This is a genomic window from Ochrobactrum sp. C6C9, assembly GCF_022627935.1.
Classification (GTDB): Bacteria; Pseudomonadota; Alphaproteobacteria; order Rhizobiales; family Rhizobiaceae; genus Brucella; species Brucella teleogrylli.
The window spans coordinates 134,129-153,596 of record NZ_JABXGB010000012.1; the positions used below are offsets into that span (position 1 = coordinate 134,129).

A 19,468-nucleotide genomic window follows, 5' to 3' on the forward strand; every position below is an offset into this window, starting at 1 on the left:
AGGCTCCTATCGCGCTTTGGGGGATTGGTCGTAGGTCGAGAAATCGACCAGCGTGCCGAGCATCTGGAGATAGGCGACGAGTGCATCCATCTCGGTCAAAGCAGCCGGGTTGCCGTCGAAATCGCCAAGTTTTGCTTTCGGATAGCGGGCTTCGACGCCGGATGTATCCGCTTCGGGATCGGCCTGTGCCTTCAGGTCGGCCAGCGCATTGTCGATCATGTCCTGCGTATAGGGTACGCCCACCGCGACATTGGCCTTGAGATCGGCGGCAATGGTGTCGGCGCTGAGCGGCGTATCCTTCAGGAAGCCATAGCCCGGCATGACCGATTCCGGCACCACGTCGCGCGGGCGGATCAGGTGCTGGACGTGCCATTCGTTGGAATAGCGGCCACCGACGCGGGCGAGGTCTGGCCCCGTGCGCTTGGAACCCCACTGGAACGAGTGGTCATACATGGATTCCGCCGCAAGGCTGTAATGCCCGTAGCGTTCCACCTCGTCGCGGAAGGGGCGGATCATCTGGCTGTGGCACAGATAGCACCCCTCTCGCACATAGATATTGCGCCCGGCAAGCTCGAGCGGTGAATAGGGTCGCATCCCTTCCACCTTCTCGATGGTGTTTTCGAGATAGAACAGCGGCGCGATTTCCACGATGCCGCCAATCAGCACCACGGTCAGCGATCCAACCAGCAGCAGCGTTGCGTTCTTTTCGATTACGGCATGTTTTTTCAGAAAGGACATGTGTGTTCGATCCTTATTCCGCAGGCTGCATCGCTGGTGTCGGCTTGGCCGGGGTTGCGCCGGCAATCGGCGCTTCATCGCGCAGCTTTCCGCGAATGGTCTGATAGACGTTCCAGGCCATGACGAGACCGCCCGTGAGGTAGAGCAGGCCGCCAGTCATGCGGATGACGTAGTAAGGGAACATCGCGGCGACCGTTTCTGCGAAGGAATAGACGAGGAAACCCTGGTCGTCGTATTCGCGCCACATCAGGCCCTGCTGGATACCCGCAACCCACATGGCGGCGGCGTAGAGCACGATGCCGAGAATAGCGAGCCAGAAGTGCCAGTTGACCATGCGCACCGAATAGAGGCGTTCGCGGTTCCACAACTTCGGAGCCAGATAATAGATTGCGCCGAAGGTGATCATGCCGTTCCAGCCAAGCGCGCCGGAATGGACGTGCCCGATGGTCCAGTCGGTATAGTGCGACAGCGAATTGACCGCCTTGATCGACATCAGCGGACCTTCGAAGGTCGCCATGCCGTAGAAGGCGATGGCCGCCACCATCATGCGGATGATCGGATCGGTGCGGATCTTGTCCCATGCGCCCGAAAGCGTCATCAGGCCGTTGATCATGCCGCCCCAGGACGGCATCCACAGCATGATCGAGAACACCATGCCCAGCGTCTGCGCCCAGTCGGGCAGGGCGGTATAGTGCAGGTGGTGCGGACCAGCCCAGATATAGAGGAAGATCAGCGACCAGAAGTGGATGATCGACAGGCGGTAGGAATAGACTGGACGGTTCGCCTGCTTCGGCACGAAATAATACATCATGCCGAGGAACGAGGTGGTGAGGAAGAAGCCGACGGCATTGTGGCCGTACCACCATTGCGTCAGCGCATCCTGAACGCCCGAGAAGGCGGAATAGCTCTTGGTGCCAAGAAGGGAGACCGGCACGGCAAGGTTATTCACGATATGCAGCATGGCGATGGTGATGATGAAGCCGAGGAAGAACCAGTTGGCCACATAGATATGCGGCTCCTTGCGCTTCAGGACCGTGCCGAGGAACACGACCAGATAGGCGACCCAGACGATGGTGAGCCAGATGTCCACATACCATTCCGGCTCGGCATATTCGCGGCTCTGTGTGATGCCGAGCAGATAGCCGGTGGCGGCCATGACGATGAAAAGCTGGTAGCCCCAGAACACGAACCAGGCCAGATCGCCGCCGAACAGACGGGCGCGGCAGGTGCGCTGCACCACATAGAAGGATGTGGTGATGAGCGCGGTGCCGCAGAAGGCGAAGATGACGGCGGAAGTGTGCAGTGGGCGCACCCGACCGAAGTTCAGCCATGGTTCCAGATTGAGATCCGGGAAAGCCAACTGGGCTGCGATAACGACGCCGACGAGGAAGCCGACAACGCCCCAGAACACCGTGGCGATCACGCCGTAGCGGATCGGGCCATCCATATAGACAGACTGGTCCGTCTTTTTCGGCGTCAGACCGTAATCGGCATTACGCATCAGAAGAATGGTGAAAATGGCGAGCACGACGAACAGAATCCACATATGGGTTCTGAACAGCTCGTCATGGGAAAATCCGGCCAGAAGCACGGCAAAAAGCGCTCCCAGACCGGATAGGACTGTTCCAGCGGCGTATTTCATGAAATCCCCTCGCAGCGCGTAACGAAGACCGCCCGTCAGGGGCAGTTGTAGCGACAGGATGTCTATCTGCGCTCGGTGGCGTGCTGTCATTGATCCTAATCAACGACGATTTTCTAGGGAGGGAAGTGGTCCCGGAGCTTATGTCACCGGGACGATCATAGAGGCGCGAAGACCACCATCGGAACGGTTGACCAGAGCAAAACTGCCGCCCATGCGCGTCACCGCCATGTGCACGATGGCAAGCCCAAGGCCGCTGCCATTATCCTGCCGGTGCTTGCCACGGAAGAAGCGTTCCGTCACATGCGGCATTTCATTGTCGGGAATGCCGGGGCCGCTGTCTTCGACGGTAAGGGTGAGGCGGTCGTCCGCGACGGTAAAGCCGCAGCGCACGAAGCCATCCACCGGGGAATGCAGCACGGCATTTTCGATCAGGTTGCGCGCAGCAAGCGTGAAGAGATGTGGGAACGGCATCTGCACAAGCGGCATCCCCTCCAGCAATTCGATGGCGACGCCGCGCTGCGCGCCGAGCATGCGCATATCGGTGGCGATGGTGTGCAGAAGCTTGCAGGCCGGTTCCGGCACTGGTGTCTCGGCTTCGTCGCTGGTTTCAAGCGCTGCAAGATCGAGCAGTTGACCGACCAGCCTGCTGGTGCGGTCCACGCCCGCCGCAATCTGGCGCACCGCATTGGTGCGCACGGCTTTGTCCTTTGCGCTTTCGGCGATTTGCGCCTGCGTCTTCAGTCCGGCGAGCGGCGTCTTCAGCTCATGGGCGGCGAAGATCGCGAAGTTGCGCTCGCGCTCGCGCGCTTCCTCGACACGGTGGAACAACCCGTTCAGCGCCGTTACGACAGGGGCTATTTCTTTCGGCAGTTTGTCTTCCGGCAGCGGGCGCAAATCCTGCGCCTGCCGTTTCGACAGCACGGCGGCAAGGTTGCTCAACGGGTTGAGCCCGCGCCGCACGCAAAGCCAGATCATGCCCGCAAGTAGCGGCAACACCAGAAGCGCTGGCACGGCCAGCCCCGTCACCACCGTGCGCACCAGCCTTTCACGGACATAGAGACTGTCGCCGACCATGACGCGCAGACCGAGCTGCGTGTTTTCAACCGCAAAGACCCGCCAGCGCTCGCCGTCGACAACGGTGTTGGAAAAGCCGTTTGCCACATTGGTCAGCCGTGTGATGGGCGCACTTTCTGAGCGCCCGACCAGCTTGCCGTCCAGCGCCCAGATCTGGCAGAAAAGCTGCCGGTCATAGTCGGAAAATTCCGGCATGGGTTTTAGCGAAAGCTGGCCGCCATCGCCGTTCGGGCCGACTTCGACACGGTGATCGCTCAATAGTGAATTGACCATGCGCGCGGCTTCCATCAGACGCGCATCCAGAACCTTTTCCAGTTGCGCCTGCGTGGTGATGTGAATCCACACCACCGCAACCAGCCAGACGATACAGGTCACGCCGATCAGAATGCCGGTCAGACGGCCACGGATCGAATTCATGCGCAGGCTCCCGCCAGACGATAGCCGACCCCGCGCACCGTCTCGATGAAATCGGAGCCGAGCTTGGACCGCAGGTGGTGGACATGGACCTCCACCGCATTGCTCTCTACTTCCTCCTGCCAGCCATAAAGCGCTTCTTCCAGCGACGATTTCGAAAGCGTCGCATTGGGGCGCTCCATCAGGGCGCGCAGGATCGAGAATTCGCGCCGCGTCAGCCGCAGCGGTTCGCCGTTAAAACGCGCCGACATTTCCGCCGGATCAAGCTCGACGCCGCGCCATTCCAGCACGGCATTGGCGCGACCGGCACCGCGCCGCGCAACAGCACGCACCCGGGCGGCCAGCTCATGCAGATCGAACGGCTTGCCGACATAGTCGTCGGCACCGGCGTCCAGCCCGGCAATGCGTTCCGGCACCTGATCGCGGGCGGTCAGAAGCAGCACCGGCGTATCGTCGCGTCCGCGCCGCATGGTTTTGAGAATGTCGAGGCCGGACCCGTCCGGCAGCATGAGATCGAGCACGACAGCATTGTAATTCTGCGCGGCGAGGGCTGCTTCCGCATCGCCACAGGTCGAGACCGCATCCACGGTGAAACCGGCAATGCCAAGACCGACGGACAGGCCGTCGAGCAGGATTGCATCATCTTCAACCACCAGAATGCGCATTGGTCTTCCTGTTTTCGCCTTGTTTGTCGTTTTAAACCGCCCGGGCTTGTCGGCAACCCAGCTTAAGGCTGCCTTAAGGTGGCGGCGTCATTCGCCTTTTACAGCATAATCAATTTTCTACGAATCAGTTCGGAAAACCGGAATGCGTCTTTCTGCGAGCCTTGCGTGTTTGGCTCTCCTGATCTTCACGGCGTGCTCGTCCGCCTTTGCCGCAGGCCCCTTGCCGGTGAACGAAGCCTTTCGTCTCGGCGTGACGAAAGATGCCGACGGACGCCTCGTGCTTGGCTGGACCATTGCCGAAGGCTATTATCTCTATCGCGATCATATTGCCGCGAAGGACGACAAGGGCAATGCGCTCGATGTCGATACACAGCCCGGCATTGCCAAGGATGATCCGAATTTCGGCAGGCTTGAAGTCTATTATCGCTATGCCAGCGCCAGCGTGAACGCGCAAACCGCGCCGATGGAAATCACCTATCAGGGCTGTCAGGAAGACGGCATCTGCTACCGGCCTGAAACGCGGACGGTCGATCCGGTGACGCTGGCGGTTTCCAGCCAGATGGGAAATCTGGCGAAATCATTCGGGCAGAGTTCGGCCTTCACGCGAGCCGCGGTCCCGCCGACCCCTGGCGCACAAAGCAAGGCCTTTGCGCTCGCGCCGGAAAAGGGCATGGTCGAAAACCTGCTGGCTGAGGGCGGCACGGGCTTTGTTATCGCGGCATTTCTGGCTTTCGGGGTGCTGCTGGCCTTCACGCCTTGTGTCTTCCCGATCTATCCCATCGTTGCCGGAACACTGGCACGCGAAGGTGAAAAGCTGACGGCAAAACGCGGCTTCGTCCTGTCCTCCGTCTATGTGGTCAGTCTGGCTTTGGGCTTTGCGCTGGTGGGGGCAATCGCTGGCTGGTCGGGACAGAATCTGCAAATGGTCCTGCAATCGAAATGGACAGCGCTTGCTCTGGCGGGGCTGTTCACGCTTTTGGCCCTGTCGATGTTCGGCCTGTTCCAGATCCAGCTTCCAAGCCAGTGGGTGAGCGCGGTTTCCGCGCAGACTGGCCAGCGCACAGGCTCCAAGCGCTCCGCCGTCATACTCGGCTTTTCGTCGGTGCTGATCGTCGGTCCTTGCGTGACCGCACCACTGGCGGGCGCGCTTCTCTATATTGCACAGACGGCCAATATCGCGCTGGGTGCGGGGGCCCTCTTTGCGCTCGGTATCGGCAAGGGCCTGCCGTTGATCGCTTTCGCGACCCTTGGCGCGGGCACCTTGCCGCGCGCAGGCGCATGGATGGAAACCGTGAAGCAGATTTTCGGCTTCGGTTTTCTGGCAACCGCCATCTTCATGGCCGCGCCGCTTCTGCCGTCAGGCGTGGACATGGCGCTTTGGGCGATGCTGCTGTTCGGCGTGGCAAGTTTTGCCTTTCTCAAAGTGCCGGGGCACAGCGTGGTGGCCCGCACGATTGGCGCGGCGGCCTTCGTCTACGCAACCATTCTGATGCTCGGTCTTGCCTCGGGCGGCAGAGATCCGTTGCAACCGCTGGCCGCATTCGCTAACCGTGGCGACAACCAGAATAGGACCGAGCTGCGATTCGCGCCGGTCGATACGGTTTCTTCCCTTCAGGAGAAGCTTGCGACAGTGGAAGGCTCGCGCCCGACACTGGTCTATTTCACGGCGGATTGGTGCGTGAGTTGCTCCACCGTGGAAAAGCGTGTGTTGCCGGATGCCGATGTGAAGAAAAGCCTGAACGGCTATCAGCTCATCAAGGCTGATATTTCCGATCTCACCAGTGGCAATGCCGACCTGATGGCGAAGCTGAAAGTGGCTGGCCCGCCGACGATGATTTTCTTCGACAAGGCAAGCCGCGAGCGGGAGGGGACGAGACTGGTGGGCGATGTCACGTCTGCCACCATTGCCCGGTCGGTTGGTCTCACAGCCGATGGCCGGATGTAATTGCAGAAACAAGGATTGAAGATGATGCCGGGGGCTTGGACTATTATGAAACGCGGGGACGATAGATATCGTATTGCAGCGCGGCTGTTGCGCATTGCCACTGTCGCTGCGCTGCCACTGGCGGCAGCCGCCTGCACGACCACTTCCGCCGAGCAGCCGGTCGCGGTTGTTATGCCCGCGCCGATGGTTCAGCCGGTTGTGGCAGAACCGCAGCCGGTGCAAGTCGCGGCCGTTGCGGAACCGGAAGTACAGACGGCGCGCAGCGAATATGAAGTGATGTATGGTGCCGTCACCGACGGAAAGAACTTCATTCCCGCGCTCGACGTGAACAAGATTGCCGAGCGCAACCTGCGCAAGCAGGTCGATTACGCGACCGACCATCCGGTCGGCACCATCATTGTCGATCCCTATGCGCGCTATCTTTATCTCGTGCAGCCGGGCGGTAAGGCCATGCGCTATTCGGTCGGTGTTGGCCGCGCCGGACTGACCTTCAAGGGCGTAGCCAAGGTCGCCTATAAGTCGCAATGGCCGCGCTGGACCCCGACCGCCAATATGATCAAGCGCAATCCCGATCATTACGCGAAATATGCCAATGGTCTGGAAGGCGGCATTCGCAATCCGCTTGGCGCCCGCGCGCTCTATCTCTATCGCGACGGCAAGGACACGCTCTACCGCATCCATGGCACCAACGAACCGTGGTCGGTCGGCAAGGCGGCGTCCTCGGGCTGTATCCGCCTTTTCAATCAGGACATTCTCGATCTCTACAAGCGCGCCCCGACGGGCGCCCGCGTTGTGGTGCTCGACAAGTCGCAATCCGGTACGGGAGTGAGTTCATGATAAATCGTCGTCAGATGCTGGCTGTTTCAGCCGGAACCGTTGCGACGCTCGGCCTTTCGGGCGTGCAAGGTTTGGCACAGGCCGTTCCGACCGTGGCCGAGGTTCTTTACGACACCGAAATCCCGGTTCTCGGCAACCCGAATGGCAATGTCACCATCGTCGAATATTTCGACTATCAGTGCCCTTATTGCAAAAAGGGCCATGGCGAACTGATGCGCGTCGTCAAGGATGACGGCAATGTGCGATTGGTGCTGAAGGACTGGATCATCTTTGGCGAAACGTCAGCCTATGCGGCGCGGCTTGTTCTGGCGGCGGAAAAATCCGGTAATTACGCCAAGGCGATGGAAGCCATGATGGCCACGCCGGGCCGTCTGACCAAGGAACAGGTCGATGCAGCCTTGAAGAAGGCTGGTCTGGACGCGGCCAAGCTTCAGGCGGCCTATAAGGCGGATTCCAAGCGCATCAACAACATACTCGAGCGCAACATGAATCAGGGCGAAGCGTTTAATTTCAGCGGCACCCCGTCTTTCGTCATCGGCACCAAGCTCTATGGCGGGGTCATGAAGCAGCAGGAACTGATCGCAGCTATCGCGGATGCGCGTAAAGCGTGATGCGAATTTGAAAGCAAGCAGCGGAGTGTGAGCGCCCTTGTAAGCTTCTATGTCTGGTTCATATAAAGAAGGAACACGGACATGAACCTTATGACACTCGCAAAGCACGATCCCGATGAAAGCCGTTGGCAGAAGGTGCTCGGACGCGACAAGGCGTCGGACGGCGCCTTCGTTTATGCCGTGCGCACCACTGGCGTTTATTGTCGCCCGTCCTGCCCGTCGCGGCGAGGAAAGCGCGAAAACGTGCAGTTTTTCGACCGCTGTGAGGATGCGGAGCGGGCAGGCTTTCGCCCCTGCCTGCGCTGCAAGCCGCATCTGACTGAAACGCTCGCGACGCAGAACAATGCGCGCCATGTCGAAATTGTAGCCGCTGCCTGCCGCTATATAGAGGCGGCGGAAGAAGTGCCGTCCCTGGAGGAAATCGCAGATGCGGTGAAGACCAGCCCCGCGCATTTCCACCGCATTTTCAAAGCCTTCACCGGGCTGACGCCAAAAGCTTATGCCGATGCGCATCGCGCCCGCAAAATGCGTGTGGCGCTCGACGCGCCGGAAATCCGCGTCACCGATGCAATCTATGATGCGGGTTACAATTCCAGCAGCCGCTTCTACGAAGCCTCAGACCGGATTCTCGGAATGACGCCAAAGGCTTACCGGCAGGGCGGCAAGGATGCCGACATTCGTTTCGCCATTGGGCAATCGGCGCTTGGCGCAGTGCTTGTGGCGGCGAGCGACAAAGGCGTCTGCGCCATTTTAATGGGCGACGACCCGGAAGACCTGATCCGCGATCTGGAAAAGCGCTTTCCGAGAGCCAATCTCATCGGGGCCGACCGCGACTTCGAGGACATGATCGCGCAGGTGGTCGGCTTTGTCGAAGCGCCGGGCATTGGTCTCGATCTGCCGCTCGATCTGCGCGGCACGGCATTCCAGCAGCGTGTCTGGCAGGCCTTGCGGGAAATTCCGGCAGGAAAAACAGCAAGCTATACGGATATTGCCGAACGGATCGGCGCGCCGAAAGCCGTTCGCGCTGTTGCGCAGGCCTGCGCCGCCAACAAGATCGCCGTCGCGGTGCCCTGCCATCGTGTCGTGCGCAATGATGGCGGACTGTCCGGCTATCGCTGGGGTGTCGAGCGCAAGCGCGACCTCCTGAAGCGGGAGCGTGAAGCATGAGTGGCGATCACGAAACGGCGGCGGCAAAAGTCGCCGCTTATGACTGGGAGAAGATCGGCGCCGAACTCGACACATTCGGTACGGCTATTCTCCCGAAACTCCTCTCAGATAGCGAATGCCACAATTTTGCCACGAAATGGCATGATTCCGCCGTATTTCGCACCACCATTTCCATGGCGCGGCACGGTTTTGGGCGCGGCGAATACAAATATTACGCCTATCCGCTGCCTGCCTTAATTGCGGGCCTGCGCGAAAATCTCTATCCGCAGCTCGCGCGCATCGCCAATGCGTGGAGCCGGAGAATGGGCAGCGACATCCGTTATCCGCCGACCCATGACGCCTTTCTGGAAGGCTGCCACGCAGCCGGTCAGTTACGCCCGACGCCGCTTCTCCTGCAATATGGCGAGGGGGATTATAATTGTTTGCATCAGGACCTTTATGGCGACATCGCCTTTCCGTTACAGGTGGCTATCCTCCTGTCAAAGCCGGGCGAGGATTTTTCGGGCGGCGAATTCGTGCTCACCGAGCAACGCCCGCGCATGCAGAGCAGGGCGGAGGTGGTGCCGCTTCAACAGGGTGACGCGGTTATCTTCGCCGTCAATGATCGCCCGGTGCAGGGTACGCGTGGCGACTACCGGGTCAAGATGCGGCACGGCGTCAGCCGTATCCGCTCCGGCATGCGACATACGCTGGGCATAATCTTTCACGATGCGCGATAGGACGACATAAGGGGTTGAACCGAAACGCGTATTAGCCTTTGATCGCGCAATGGATTGAAGGAGTCGACCATGAGCGTGACCATTTACGGTATCAAAAACTGCGACACCATGAAGAAGGCGCGCACATGGCTGGAGGACCATGGCATCGACTATGGTTTTCACGATTACAAGAAGGAAGGGCTGGATGCGGCAACGCTCGACCGTTTCCTTAAAACCGTCGCATGGGAACAGCTTCTGAACCGCGCTGGCACGACCTTCCGCAAATTGCCCGAAGATGTACGCCAGAGTGTCGATGCCGCCAAGGCGCGGGCGCTGATGCTGGAACAGCCCTCCATGGTCAAGCGCCCGGTGCTCGACAGGGACGGCGTGCTGACGGTTGGTTTCAAGCCGGATCAGTATGAGGCGTTCTTCAAGGCTTGAGCTGCCGGGCTTCTGCCATAAATATCTGCGGATAGGCCTGCCCAAGCGGAGAAAACCCCATGCATCAGCGCGTGAACAAGGTTGTCCAGCAATGGTCGGTGAGCTGGCGCGATGCGCTGATTGCTTCCATTGGTGGGGCTGTGGCGTGGCTGATCTGCCAGTGGCTTCTCGGTCAGCCAAGGCCGGTCTTCGCCATGGTCACGGCGGTGATCTGCCTTGCGCCCAACCTGCCAAACCATGGCAAGCAGGCCATCGGCGTCATGGTCGGCGTGACGACAGGGGTAGCCGCGGGAGAATTGTCGCTGCTGCTGCCGGAAACCGTTCTCGTCGTGCATATGGCGGTGGTGACCTTCATCGCCATGGTGCTGGCAACCTCGTTCGGCATGGCGCCGGCAATTGCCATCCAATCCGGTGTTTCGGCCATTCTGGTGCTCGCCATGGGGCCGCAGGTGGCGGGTGTGACGCGCCTGATCGACGTTCTGGTGGGGGCCGGTGTCGGGCTTCTGTTCAGCCAGATCTTGCTGACACCGGACCCGGTGCGGCTGATCGACCGGGCGGCGCGAGGCCTGCTGGACCGGCTGGCCAACGGGCTGAAACAGGCGGCTATCGCGCTCGACAAGGAGGACGCGGCACGCGCGCAAAACGCGATCAACCAGTTCACCTCCGCGCATCGCGCGGTGATTGCACTGGGTGACGGCATTGCGCTTGCGCGCAGCAATGCGCGCTGGTCGTTGCGCGGGCGGTTGGCGGCGCGCGAAGTGACCGAAATGGCCGGTCGTTATGACCGTCGCGGCATTCGTCTTTATGCATCAGCGCTCTTGTTCGGCGAAGCACTGGGTAATGCGCTGCGCAAGAAGGAAGCGCCTCCGCCGCCATGGGTCAGCGAGGCGTTGCAGATCATCATCGCCAATTGTTCGCTGGATGAAGGCGTGGCGCCGCAGCGCATTCCGCCCGTGCCGAAGGAAATTCCCTTCGGCTGGCGCGATTGCGTGCACCGGCTGGAATCGGTGCAGGATACGCTGCTGCACTTCCTGCATTCCGGTGTTCCGGACAGCGTGCCGGTCGGGCCGAAGGAGGCGAAGCGCCTGAGCGATGAAGCTGCGCGTTAAGCCCAAAGCCTGGGGCGCTGATCTGATGCGATCAGGTCGAAACGGGTGCTAATCCCATGGATGTGATCGTGGTCGATTGAGTTCGGTTTGGGCACGTATCGAACCCGCTTCGGCGGCGAGTTGCCTTTGCCGTTGGATCGCTTCGTTTTCAATGGCGGAAACTCCATTGTTCCTGGGAGAAAGAGAAGAAGCATCATATGTTCTGTCCCCTGCGCATCCCGTAAGTGCACTTAACAATAATAAAATACAGATTTTTGTCTTCATTTTATTCAACTACCATTTATGATAAATAAGTAAAAATAATATTTGTATGAAATATTGCGCTATTTTATAGATTTATTTGGCGGAATTGTGTCAAATATTATGAAGTAATCTATGTGACGCTCCATGGGCGCGTTTGTTCTGCTAGGGCTGGCGCCAGCTACCAGCTGATCATTGCTGGCTATTGTTGATAGCTACCATCAGAAAAATTCAATTGTGTGCCCGCGCTTGAGGGGTATTTTGCCGTGCATGATCCAGTGCTCTACCAGCACTGCAGTGCTAAGTCGAACTTCCTTAAGTCTGCTTTCTCCCGTTCGGATTTTTCAATGTCATCCTCCCCCAATACCGCTCAACACCAGACGGCGATCCGTTATGCGCTGGGCGGTTTTCTCGCCATGGCGTCTGCAATGGGGATCGGGCGTTTCATCTATACGCCGATCCTGCCGGGCATGATGGCTGATCTCAGCTTCAACGCCGCCGATGCGGGCTTCATCGCTTCCGCCAACTATATCGGCTATCTGCTAGGCGCTGTTGCCGCAGGCTATGGCTGGTCGGCAGGCATAGAGCGCGCCAGCGTGATCACCGGCCTGATCATCAGCGCCGCACTTTGCGCCGCCATGGCACTGTTCGACGGCGTCTGGATGTTTGCCGCGATCCGCTTTGCCGCCGGTTTCGCCAGCGCCGTGACCATGATCCTCTGCACGGCCATCGTGCTCAGCCATGTGACTGCCGCCGAGCGCAGCGGGCTTGGCGCGTTGCATTTCGGCGGCGTGGGCAGCGGTATCGCCATATCGGCGGTGCTGGTGGCGGCCATCCGCTTTTCCGGCCTTGGCTGGCGTGCGGACTGGATCGGCGCGGCTTTGCTTACGCTGGTCATGCTGGCGGCAGTGGTCTTTCTGGTGCGCGAGGGACCGCGCGGCAACGGCGGCAACGCGCGTGAACCGGCTTTGCCGAAAAGCTTTGCCTTCAACGCGCTGGCGCTCGCCTATGGCATTTTCGGCTTCGGTTATGTCATCACCGCCACCTTTCTGATCGCCATCGTGCGCGCCAATGATGGCGGGCCGCTGATGGAAGCAGCCGTGTGGATCGTCACCGGCCTGACCGCCGCGCCGTCGATCTGGCTGTGGTCTCCGGCGGCGAAGAAGTTCGGCCTGTTCAATGCCTTCGCGCTGACGGCGCTACTGGAAGCTATCGGTGTCGCCGCAAGCGTCGTCATCGCCCCGCCTGTCGGTCCGCTGGTCGGCGGTGCGCTTCTCGGCATGACCTTCATGGCGCTGACCGCGTTCGGTCTCCAGATCGCGCGGGTTCTGGCTCCCGCCTCGCCGAAGCGGGCGTTGGCGCGCATGACCGTATCGTTCAGCATCGGGCAGATTGTCGGGCCACTGGTCGCCGGTTACATGGCGCAGCGTTCCGGCTCCTTCACCTCGGCCAGCCTTGCCGCCGCCTTCTCGCTGGTGGCAGTCGCCGTCATTGGCGTGCTGGCCGGTCAAAAGGCCAAGTAGAACTGCAAAATTGGGAATCTAAAAAAGGTTTCTGTCAAAATCTTACAAACATTTAACTGGCAAAGGCGCTGCGAGAAGCATTCTATGGGGGCGATAACCCCATAGAATCGGGACCGCTTTCGTGTTCGTATCTTTTTTCCCCCGCCCAAAACTGTTTTTTCCATCTGTCGTTCTTTGGAGCCTGCTGGCCGTGTTCGGCTGGTATATGGGGGGCGAAAATCTCGGGCGTCTTTTCGGCCTGCCGCCCGCCGCGCCGGACGCCGCGCCGATCATCGGCGCAAGCCTTTTCTGGTCGGCGCCGTTTCTCTGGTTCTACATTTATTTCGCCGTGGCGACCTTTGCGTTTTACGCTTTCTGGGCGCTGTTTTCACCGCATCCATGGCAGCGCTGGTCGATCCTCGGTTCGGCACTGATCCTGTTCACGACCTATTTTTCGGTGCAGGTGAGTGTTGCGGTGAACGCCTGGTACGGACCATTCTACGACATGGTGCAGAAGGCGCTGTCGACGCCGGGTTCGGTGACAGCCGCCGATTTTTACTGGGGGATGGTCGAATTCGCTGGCATCGCCTTCATCGCGGTCACGGTGAGCGTGCTCAGCCTGTTCTTCGTCAGCCATTATATCTTCCGATGGCGCACGGCGATGAACAATTACTATATGAGCCACTGGCCGCGATTGCGTCATATCGAAGGCGCCGCGCAGCGCGTGCAGGAAGACACGATGCGGTTCTCCTCCACGCTGGAACAGCTGGGCGTCAGCCTTGTGAAATCCGTGATGACGCTGATCGCCTTTCTGCCGGTCCTGTTCACCTTTTCGGAAAAGGTCAATGAACTGCCGATCATCGGCGCTATTCCGCATGCGCTTGTCTGGGCGGCCGTTTTGTGGGCCGCCTTCGGCACCGGTTTTCTGGCGCTGGTCGGCATCAAGCTACCGGGGCTGGAGTTCAACAATCAGCGCGTGGAAGCAGCCTATCGTAAGGAGCTGGTCTATGGTGAGGATCACGAAGACCGCGCCGCGCCGGTGACGATGCAGGAACTGTTCCGCAATGTCCGGCATAATTATTTCCGGCTTTATTTCCACTACGTCTATTTCAACGTCGCCCGCATCTTCTACATTCAGGCGGATAATATTTTCCCGACCCTGATCCTCATTCCGTCCATTGTGGCAGGCAAGCTGACCCTGGGCCTGATGAACCAGATCTTGAACGTCTTCGATCAGGTGCGCGGCTCGTTCCAGTATCTGGTCAATTCCTGGACGACAATCATCGAGCTTCTGTCGATCTACAAGCGCCTTCGCGCCTTCGAGGCGACCATCCATGGCGAGCAGCTGCCGACGCTGGATCGCGAAAATCTCGAGGCGCCGCAGGGCGTTTAGGGAAGGGCACCAACACCCTCATGCTAAAGAGCGCCAACACCCTCATGCTGAGGAGGCGCGTCAGCGCCGTCTCGAAGCACGAGGGTTTGGAAAAACGCCGGTTACGACCGGTTCTGAATGTTCGAGCCGGTGTTCTTGTCGAGGCTGTTCAGATAATCGCCATAGGTGGTGCATTTGACGTCGGCCTTAGTGCAGACTTCCGAAACAAGGCGCTCCATGGCGCGCCAGTATGCGCCGTCATTCATCAGCACGAAATGGAAGCCAAGCTGCAAGGGAATGCGCTCGCCGTCATATTGCTTGTCGAAGGCGGCGCGAAACGCCTTATAGGCGCGCTCTTCGAACGCTGCCGACTGGTCAGGCATTTCCTTAGCCTTGGAATGGCGGACATAGAGATTGTAATCCATGCCGACGATCGGTCGCTTTGACGGGCCTTCCGGGATCAGCGGCAGACCGAAAGATGCGAATTGACCGGCGATCTGCGGCAGTTCCGGCCCGCGTGTGACGGATGATGCCTGATAGCGGAAGCCATTGGCCTTGAGTGCGTCCTGCACCGGCTTCGAAGCGGCGAGATAGGGCGCGCGAAAGCCGTTGATGCCGTTGAGAGCGAGGTTGCGCCAGCCTTCCGGCTCGCCGTCTATGCCATTATTTTTGTAGGCGTCGGCGACGATGCGGCGAAACGCGCCGATCTCCTTGTTCCAGTCGGCGGTGGACCAGCTCGTGCCGTCGAAATGGCCGCAGCCGTGGCTGGCGATCTCGTTGCCCTCCAGATGCGCCTGCCAGATATTGCCAAGCCGGGTGGCGATTTCATCGCGGGTTTGGGCAAAGCCGACATTGGATACGCCCGCCTTTTTGTGCGGCGGCTGATAGCTGGCGCGGTCCTTGCGGGTCATCAGAAAGACGCATGACAGGAAATAAGTGAAACGAGCGTTGTTTTTCTTCGCAAGCTCGCGCGAGCGCGTCCAAAGCGCATTGTCATGCGCGCCGTCGAAGGAAATCAGCACATATTGCGTTTTGCTGGCCGTTGTTTCCGGTGATGTGGCCCCGGCAGGCGCACAAAAAGCCGCCGAGAGGGAAAGAGCGAGGAGAGTTTTGGGGAAGAAAACGCGCATTGCCATCAAATACCGGGAAAATCCAAGGCCGGGAAGGGGCCAGTGACCCGGCTATCCCTTGAATATGGCGAAGGTCGGACCGAAATTCACTTTTACGCAGGGCTCAATATGCTTATTTCGCGGACGGGTCTTACATATGGCGACAATTCCGACTAAAAGCGCCAGAACAGCTATTTCGTAAATCAGATTCAAGAACAATGGCAGGTCCATGGCAGACGACAGTTTCATTCGCGAGGTAAACGAGGAACTCCGTTCGGAACGGGCGAAGCAGGTCTGGAAGAATTTCGGCCCGATCGTGATCGGTGCTGCCGTTGCAATCGTTCTGGGCACTGCCGGCTGGGTCGGCTACCAGCACTGGACCGACAGCAAGGCCTCTGCTTCCGGCGACAAGTTCCTTGCGGCGCTTGACCTTGCATCGGCAGGCAAGAACGATGAAGCGCTTGCTGCGCTCGACGATCTGGAAAAGACTGGCTACGGGTCTTATCCGGTTTTGGCGCGCCTGCGTGCGGCCTCCGTCCTTGCCAGCAAGGGCGATGCGGCTGGCGCCGTGAAGGCGTTTGACGATATCGCTGCCGACAATGCCGTGCCGGGTGCGCTGCGCGATGTGGCGCGTTTGCGGGCGGGTTATCTGCTGGTCGATAGCGGTTCTTATGACGATGTCGCCAAGCGGGTTGAAACCCTGTCTGCCGATGGCAATTCGATGCGCTCCAGCGCGCGCGAAGCCCTTGGCCTCGCAGCCTGGAAGGCCGAACGTTTCGACGATGCGGCCAAATTGTTCAAGCAGATCGCCGATGACGGTATGGCGCAGGCCAATATCCGTCAGCGCGCCAATACGATGCTGGACCTGATGCGCAGCGCAGGCGTTGCGGCTCAAAGTTAAACAAAGGCTACCTTCGGGGCTGGTCTTGAACCGGCCCTGTTTCTTTCTGGAGTAATTTTCGTTCATGGGTTTCACTCTCGCAATCGTCGGGCGTCCCAATGTCGGCAAGTCCACGCTGTTCAATCGTCTCGTCGGCCGCAAGCTGGCGCTGGTGGACGACCTGCCGGGCGTCACGCGCGACAGGCGCATCCATGACGCCAAGCTCTACGACCTCAAGTTTCAGGTGATCGACACGGCTGGTCTCGAAGAGGCCGCCAATGACTCGCTGGAAGCGCGTATGCGCGCCCAGACGGAAGCTGCCATCAGCGAAGCTGATGCGGTGCTGTTCGTGGTCGATGCCAAGAACGGCCTGACGCCTGCCGACAACACCTTTGCTGAACTGGTGCGCCGGTCCGGCAAGCCGGTGGTGCTGGTGGCCAACAAGGCCGAAGCGCGCGGCGCGCAGTCGGGCCTTTATGACGCCTTCCAGCTTGGTCTCGGCGAACCGTGCCCGATCTCCGCTGAACATGGTCAGGGCATGCCCGACCTGCGCGACGCCATTGTCGAACTTCTGGGCGAAGAACGCGTCTTCGCCGACGAAAAAGAAGCGGAAGCCGCAGACGAAGTCTTCACGCCAAAGGCGGTCGGCGAGCTGATCGGCGACGACATCGAGGACCCGGATGAAGAAGTCATCCCGGCCTATGATGCGACCAAGCCGCTGCGCATTGCCATTGTCGGACGCCCGAATGCGGGCAAGTCCACGATGATTAACACCATGCTCGGCGAAGACCGCCTGCTGACTGGCCCGGAAGCGGGTATCACCCGTGACTCGATCTCGGTCGATTGGGAATGGCACGGTCGCAAGATCAAGCTGTTCGACACTGCCGGTCTGCGTCGCAAGTCGCGCGTGCAGGAAAAGCTGGAAAAGCTTTCGGTTGCCGATGGCCTGCGCGCCATCCGCTTTGCCGAGGTGGTGATCATCGTGCTTGATGCGACGATCCCGTTTGAAAAGCAGGATTTGCAGATCGCCGATCTCATCATTCGTGAAGGTCGCGCGCCGGTCATCGCCTTCAATAAATGGGACCTGATCGAAGATCGCCAGATGGTTCTGGCCGATCTTTACGAAAAGACGGCTCGTCTTCTGCCGCAGGTGCGCGGGCTGCGCGCCGTGCCGATTTCCGGTGAGCGCGGCCAGGGTCTGGACAAGCTCATGGAAAATGTCGTGAAGACCCATGAGATATGGAACCGCCGCATTTCGACGGGCCGCCTCAATCGCTGGCTGGAAGGCGTGATTGCCCATCAGCCGCCGCCAGCTGTTTCTGGTCGCCGCCTGAAGGTGAAATATATGACGCAGGTGAAGACCCGCCCGCCGGGCTTCGTCGTCTCCTGCTCGCGTCCCGACGCGATGCCGCAATCCTATGTGCGCTATCTGGTCAACGGCCTGCGCGAAACATTCGATATGCCGGGCGTGCCGATCCGCCTTGCGCTGCGCACCTCGGACAATCCGTTCGCGGGCCGAGCCAAGAAGAAGCGATAAGCATCATGTAAAAAAGCCCGGAGTGATCCGGGCTTTTTCTTTTATATAATTCACTCTTAGGCCGGTTCGGACATTTGTTTACGCGCCGCCTTGAGTAACCTGCCTTGGTCTGCTAATCCGCCCGCTCCCCGATTTTCTCCCAAAAGGTGCAGCGATGACGAAGGCTATTGAGAGCCCATTTGATGGCGTGACATTAGGCATCGATTTCGGCACCACCAACACGGTTCTGTCGGTTGCAAGCCCAGATGGCACGGCGGCTGTGCTGAGCGTCGTCAAGGATGGCGCCGAAGTTACTGGCTATCGCTCGATCCTCTGTTTCTGGCAGGATCGCGAAACCGGCGAGCGCACGGTGGAAAGCGGCCCATGGGCGATGGATGCTTTTGTCAATGCGCCGCATTCGACGCGCATGTTGCAATCCTTCAAGACCTTTGCGGCGTCCAAATCCTTTACCGACACGCCGGTTTTCGGCAAACGGTTCAAATTCGAGGATATTCTGACGACATTCCTCGAAACGGTTGCCGCGCGCCTCGGCGACAGGCTGCCGCCAAAGGGCAATCGCGTGGTGGTCGGGCGTCCGGTTATCTTCGCAGGCGGCTCGCCGGACGAGCAGCTGGCCATGCAGCGCTACGAAAAGGCGTTTCGCGCCTTTGGCTTCACCGACATTCACTATGTCTATGAACCGGTGGCCGCGGCCTATTTCTATGCGCAGGAACTGAAGGCGGATTCGACAGTTCTGGTAGCCGACTTTGGCGGCGGCACGAGCGATTTTTCTATCGTGCGCTTCGAGGTGGGCAAGGGCGGTCTTTCCTTCACGCCGATGAGCCAGACCGGTCTTGGCATTGCGGGAGATACATTCGACTACCGCATCATCGATAATGCGGTTTCGCCATTGCTCGGCAAGGGCACGGAGTACAAGTCCTTCGGCAAACGCCTGACCATGCCGAACCATTATTACGCAAATTTCGCGCGCTGGAACACGCTGTTCCTGATGAACTCGCCCGCGACGATCCGCGACCTGACCGAGCTTGCCAAGCAGGCGGTCGAGCCGGACGCGCTGGAGCATTTCATCAATCTGATCGAGAATGATTACGGCTACGAAATCTATCGCGCCGTTTCGAACCTGAAGGTTCGCCTCTCATCCGAACGCATGGCGGAACTGCATTTCAAGGCCGACGACTTTGAAATCCGCTCGGATATCACCCGTAACGATTTTGAAAACTGGATCGCCGAGGATGTGCGCCAGATCGAACAGTCGGTTGACGAAGCCGTGGAAAAGGCCGGACTGCAATCCGGTAATATCGACCGCGTTTTCCTGACGGGCGGCACGTCCTTCGTGCCGGCCATCCGCACCGCATTCGAAAGCCGTTTCCCCGATGCGGCGGTGACCAGCTCCAACCAGTTCGATTCGATTGCCACGGGTCTGGCGCTGATCGGACAGGACGCCGATATCGACCGCTGGTCGGTGAAGTGATTGCCAAGGGCGCTCA

General features: G+C 59.5%; 17 protein-coding genes. 12 read left to right on the forward strand and 5 right to left on the reverse strand.

Annotated features, from left to right (window positions below; genetic code table 11):
* Positions 1-6: 6 nt before the first annotated feature.
* From ccoO to HWD97_RS11985, 4 genes are all read right to left on the reverse strand, one after another.
* On the reverse strand, positions 7-738 hold the full coding sequence (ccoO, locus tag HWD97_RS11970) for a cytochrome-c oxidase, cbb3-type subunit II (RefSeq protein WP_109368400.1): 732 nt from the start codon (positions 736-738) through the stop codon (positions 7-9).
* A gap of 13 nt (positions 739-751) precedes the next feature.
* Positions 752-2,380, reverse strand: coding sequence for a cytochrome-c oxidase, cbb3-type subunit I (gene ccoN, locus HWD97_RS11975; protein WP_371835058.1), 1,629 nt, complete (start codon positions 2,378-2,380; stop codon positions 752-754).
* A gap of 138 nt (positions 2,381-2,518) precedes the next feature.
* On the reverse strand, positions 2,519-3,871 hold the full coding sequence (locus HWD97_RS11980) for an ATP-binding protein (protein ID WP_371835044.1): 1,353 nt from the start codon (positions 3,869-3,871) through the stop codon (positions 2,519-2,521).
* The gene (locus tag HWD97_RS11985; protein WP_121537316.1) at positions 3,868-4,533 is read right to left on the reverse strand and encodes a response regulator transcription factor; all 666 of its coding nucleotides are present in this window, start codon (positions 4,531-4,533) and stop codon (positions 3,868-3,870) included. The genes HWD97_RS11980 and HWD97_RS11985 overlap by 4 nt, the downstream gene beginning before the upstream one ends.
* Positions 4,534-4,675: 142 nt before the next feature.
* On the opposite strand from HWD97_RS11985, the gene dsbD reads away from it, so the two are divergent.
* The 9 genes from dsbD (at position 4,676) to sbmA (ending at position 14,476) form a co-directional block, all read left to right on the forward strand.
* Positions 4,676-6,478 carry a protein-disulfide reductase DsbD gene (dsbD, locus tag HWD97_RS11990; protein ID WP_371835045.1) on the forward strand — a complete coding sequence of 601 codons (1,803 nt, stop codon included), beginning with the start codon at positions 4,676-4,678 and terminating at the stop codon, positions 6,476-6,478.
* Between the two features lie 45 nt (positions 6,479-6,523).
* On the forward strand, positions 6,524-7,315 hold the full coding sequence (locus HWD97_RS11995; RefSeq protein WP_371835046.1) for a L,D-transpeptidase: 792 nt from the start codon (positions 6,524-6,526) through the stop codon (positions 7,313-7,315).
* Complete coding sequence (locus tag HWD97_RS12000; RefSeq protein WP_109368406.1) at positions 7,312-7,926, forward strand: DsbA family protein; 615 nt, start codon at positions 7,312-7,314, stop codon at positions 7,924-7,926. The genes HWD97_RS11995 and HWD97_RS12000 overlap by 4 nt, the downstream gene beginning before the upstream one ends.
* 81 nt (positions 7,927-8,007) lie before the next feature.
* Positions 8,008-9,093: a bifunctional DNA-binding transcriptional regulator/O6-methylguanine-DNA methyltransferase Ada gene (gene ada / locus HWD97_RS12005; protein ID WP_371835047.1), complete on the forward strand. Its 1,086-nt coding sequence runs from the start codon at positions 8,008-8,010 to the stop codon at positions 9,091-9,093.
* A complete protein-coding gene (locus tag HWD97_RS12010) occupies positions 9,090-9,812 on the forward strand; it encodes a 2OG-Fe(II) oxygenase (RefSeq protein WP_371835048.1) in 723 nt (240 codons plus the stop codon). The genes ada and HWD97_RS12010 overlap by 4 nt, the downstream gene beginning before the upstream one ends.
* A gap of 69 nt (positions 9,813-9,881) precedes the next feature.
* Positions 9,882-10,232 (forward strand): ArsC family reductase, encoded by a 351-nt coding sequence (locus tag HWD97_RS12015; RefSeq protein ID WP_109368409.1) that lies wholly within the window; start codon positions 9,882-9,884, stop codon positions 10,230-10,232.
* Positions 10,233-10,291: 59 nt separating this feature from the next.
* Positions 10,292-11,341, forward strand: a complete 1,050-nt coding sequence (locus tag HWD97_RS12020; RefSeq protein WP_371835049.1) for an aromatic acid exporter family protein — start codon at positions 10,292-10,294, stop codon at positions 11,339-11,341.
* Between the two features lie 587 nt (positions 11,342-11,928).
* The gene (locus HWD97_RS12025; RefSeq protein ID WP_371835050.1) at positions 11,929-13,104 is read left to right on the forward strand and encodes a YbfB/YjiJ family MFS transporter; all 1,176 of its coding nucleotides are present in this window, start codon (positions 11,929-11,931) and stop codon (positions 13,102-13,104) included.
* A gap of 121 nt (positions 13,105-13,225) precedes the next feature.
* A complete protein-coding gene (gene sbmA, locus HWD97_RS12030; RefSeq protein ID WP_371835051.1) occupies positions 13,226-14,476 on the forward strand; it encodes a peptide antibiotic transporter SbmA in 1,251 nt (416 codons plus the stop codon).
* Between the two features lie 101 nt (positions 14,477-14,577).
* On the opposite strand, the gene HWD97_RS12035 is transcribed toward sbmA, so the two are convergent.
* Positions 14,578-15,585, reverse strand: a complete 1,008-nt coding sequence (locus HWD97_RS12035) for a polysaccharide deacetylase (protein ID WP_371835059.1) — start codon at positions 15,583-15,585, stop codon at positions 14,578-14,580.
* Between the two features lie 208 nt (positions 15,586-15,793).
* On the opposite strand from HWD97_RS12035, the gene HWD97_RS12040 reads away from it, so the two are divergent.
* From HWD97_RS12040 to HWD97_RS12050, 3 genes are all read left to right on the forward strand, one after another.
* On the forward strand, positions 15,794-16,465 hold the full coding sequence (locus HWD97_RS12040) for a tetratricopeptide repeat protein (RefSeq protein WP_140025396.1): 672 nt from the start codon (positions 15,794-15,796) through the stop codon (positions 16,463-16,465).
* Between the two features lie 64 nt (positions 16,466-16,529).
* Positions 16,530-17,981, forward strand: coding sequence for a ribosome biogenesis GTPase Der (der, locus tag HWD97_RS12045; protein WP_140025397.1), 1,452 nt, complete (start codon positions 16,530-16,532; stop codon positions 17,979-17,981).
* Positions 17,982-18,135: 154 nt separating this feature from the next.
* The gene (locus HWD97_RS12050) at positions 18,136-19,452 is read left to right on the forward strand and encodes an Hsp70 family protein (protein ID WP_371835052.1); all 1,317 of its coding nucleotides are present in this window, start codon (positions 18,136-18,138) and stop codon (positions 19,450-19,452) included.
* The last annotated feature ends 16 nt before the right edge of the window (positions 19,453-19,468 follow it).

What these genes read in the sequence shown, in the direction of transcription:
- ccoO (WP_109368400.1), bottom strand. Translation starts at nt 738, where the DNA reads ATGTCCTTTCTGAAAAAACATGCCGTAATCGAAAAGAACGCAACGCTG.
- ccoN (WP_371835058.1), bottom strand. Translation starts at nt 2,380, where the DNA reads ATGAAATACGCCGCTGGAACAGTCCTATCCGGTCTGGGAGCGCTTTTT.
- HWD97_RS11980 (WP_371835044.1), bottom strand. Translation starts at nt 3,871, where the DNA reads ATGAATTCGATCCGTGGCCGTCTGACCGGCATTCTGATCGGCGTGACC.
- HWD97_RS11985 (WP_121537316.1), bottom strand. Translation starts at nt 4,533, where the DNA reads ATGCGCATTCTGGTGGTTGAAGATGATGCAATCCTGCTCGACGGCCTG.
- dsbD (WP_371835045.1), top strand. Translation starts at nt 4,676, where the DNA reads ATGCGTCTTTCTGCGAGCCTTGCGTGTTTGGCTCTCCTGATCTTCACG.
- HWD97_RS11995 (WP_371835046.1), top strand. Translation starts at nt 6,524, where the DNA reads ATGAAACGCGGGGACGATAGATATCGTATTGCAGCGCGGCTGTTGCGC.
- HWD97_RS12000 (WP_109368406.1), top strand. Translation starts at nt 7,312, where the DNA reads ATGATAAATCGTCGTCAGATGCTGGCTGTTTCAGCCGGAACCGTTGCG.
- ada (WP_371835047.1), top strand. Translation starts at nt 8,008, where the DNA reads ATGAACCTTATGACACTCGCAAAGCACGATCCCGATGAAAGCCGTTGG.
- HWD97_RS12010 (WP_371835048.1), top strand. Translation starts at nt 9,090, where the DNA reads ATGAGTGGCGATCACGAAACGGCGGCGGCAAAAGTCGCCGCTTATGAC.
- HWD97_RS12015 (WP_109368409.1), top strand. Translation starts at nt 9,882, where the DNA reads ATGAGCGTGACCATTTACGGTATCAAAAACTGCGACACCATGAAGAAG.
- HWD97_RS12020 (WP_371835049.1), top strand. Translation starts at nt 10,292, where the DNA reads ATGCATCAGCGCGTGAACAAGGTTGTCCAGCAATGGTCGGTGAGCTGG.
- HWD97_RS12025 (WP_371835050.1), top strand. Translation starts at nt 11,929, where the DNA reads ATGTCATCCTCCCCCAATACCGCTCAACACCAGACGGCGATCCGTTAT.
- HWD97_RS12035 (WP_371835059.1), bottom strand. Translation starts at nt 15,585, where the DNA reads ATGCGCGTTTTCTTCCCCAAAACTCTCCTCGCTCTTTCCCTCTCGGCG.
- HWD97_RS12040 (WP_140025396.1), top strand. Translation starts at nt 15,794, where the DNA reads ATGGCAGACGACAGTTTCATTCGCGAGGTAAACGAGGAACTCCGTTCG.
- der (WP_140025397.1), top strand. Translation starts at nt 16,530, where the DNA reads ATGGGTTTCACTCTCGCAATCGTCGGGCGTCCCAATGTCGGCAAGTCC.
- HWD97_RS12050 (WP_371835052.1), top strand. Translation starts at nt 18,136, where the DNA reads ATGACGAAGGCTATTGAGAGCCCATTTGATGGCGTGACATTAGGCATC.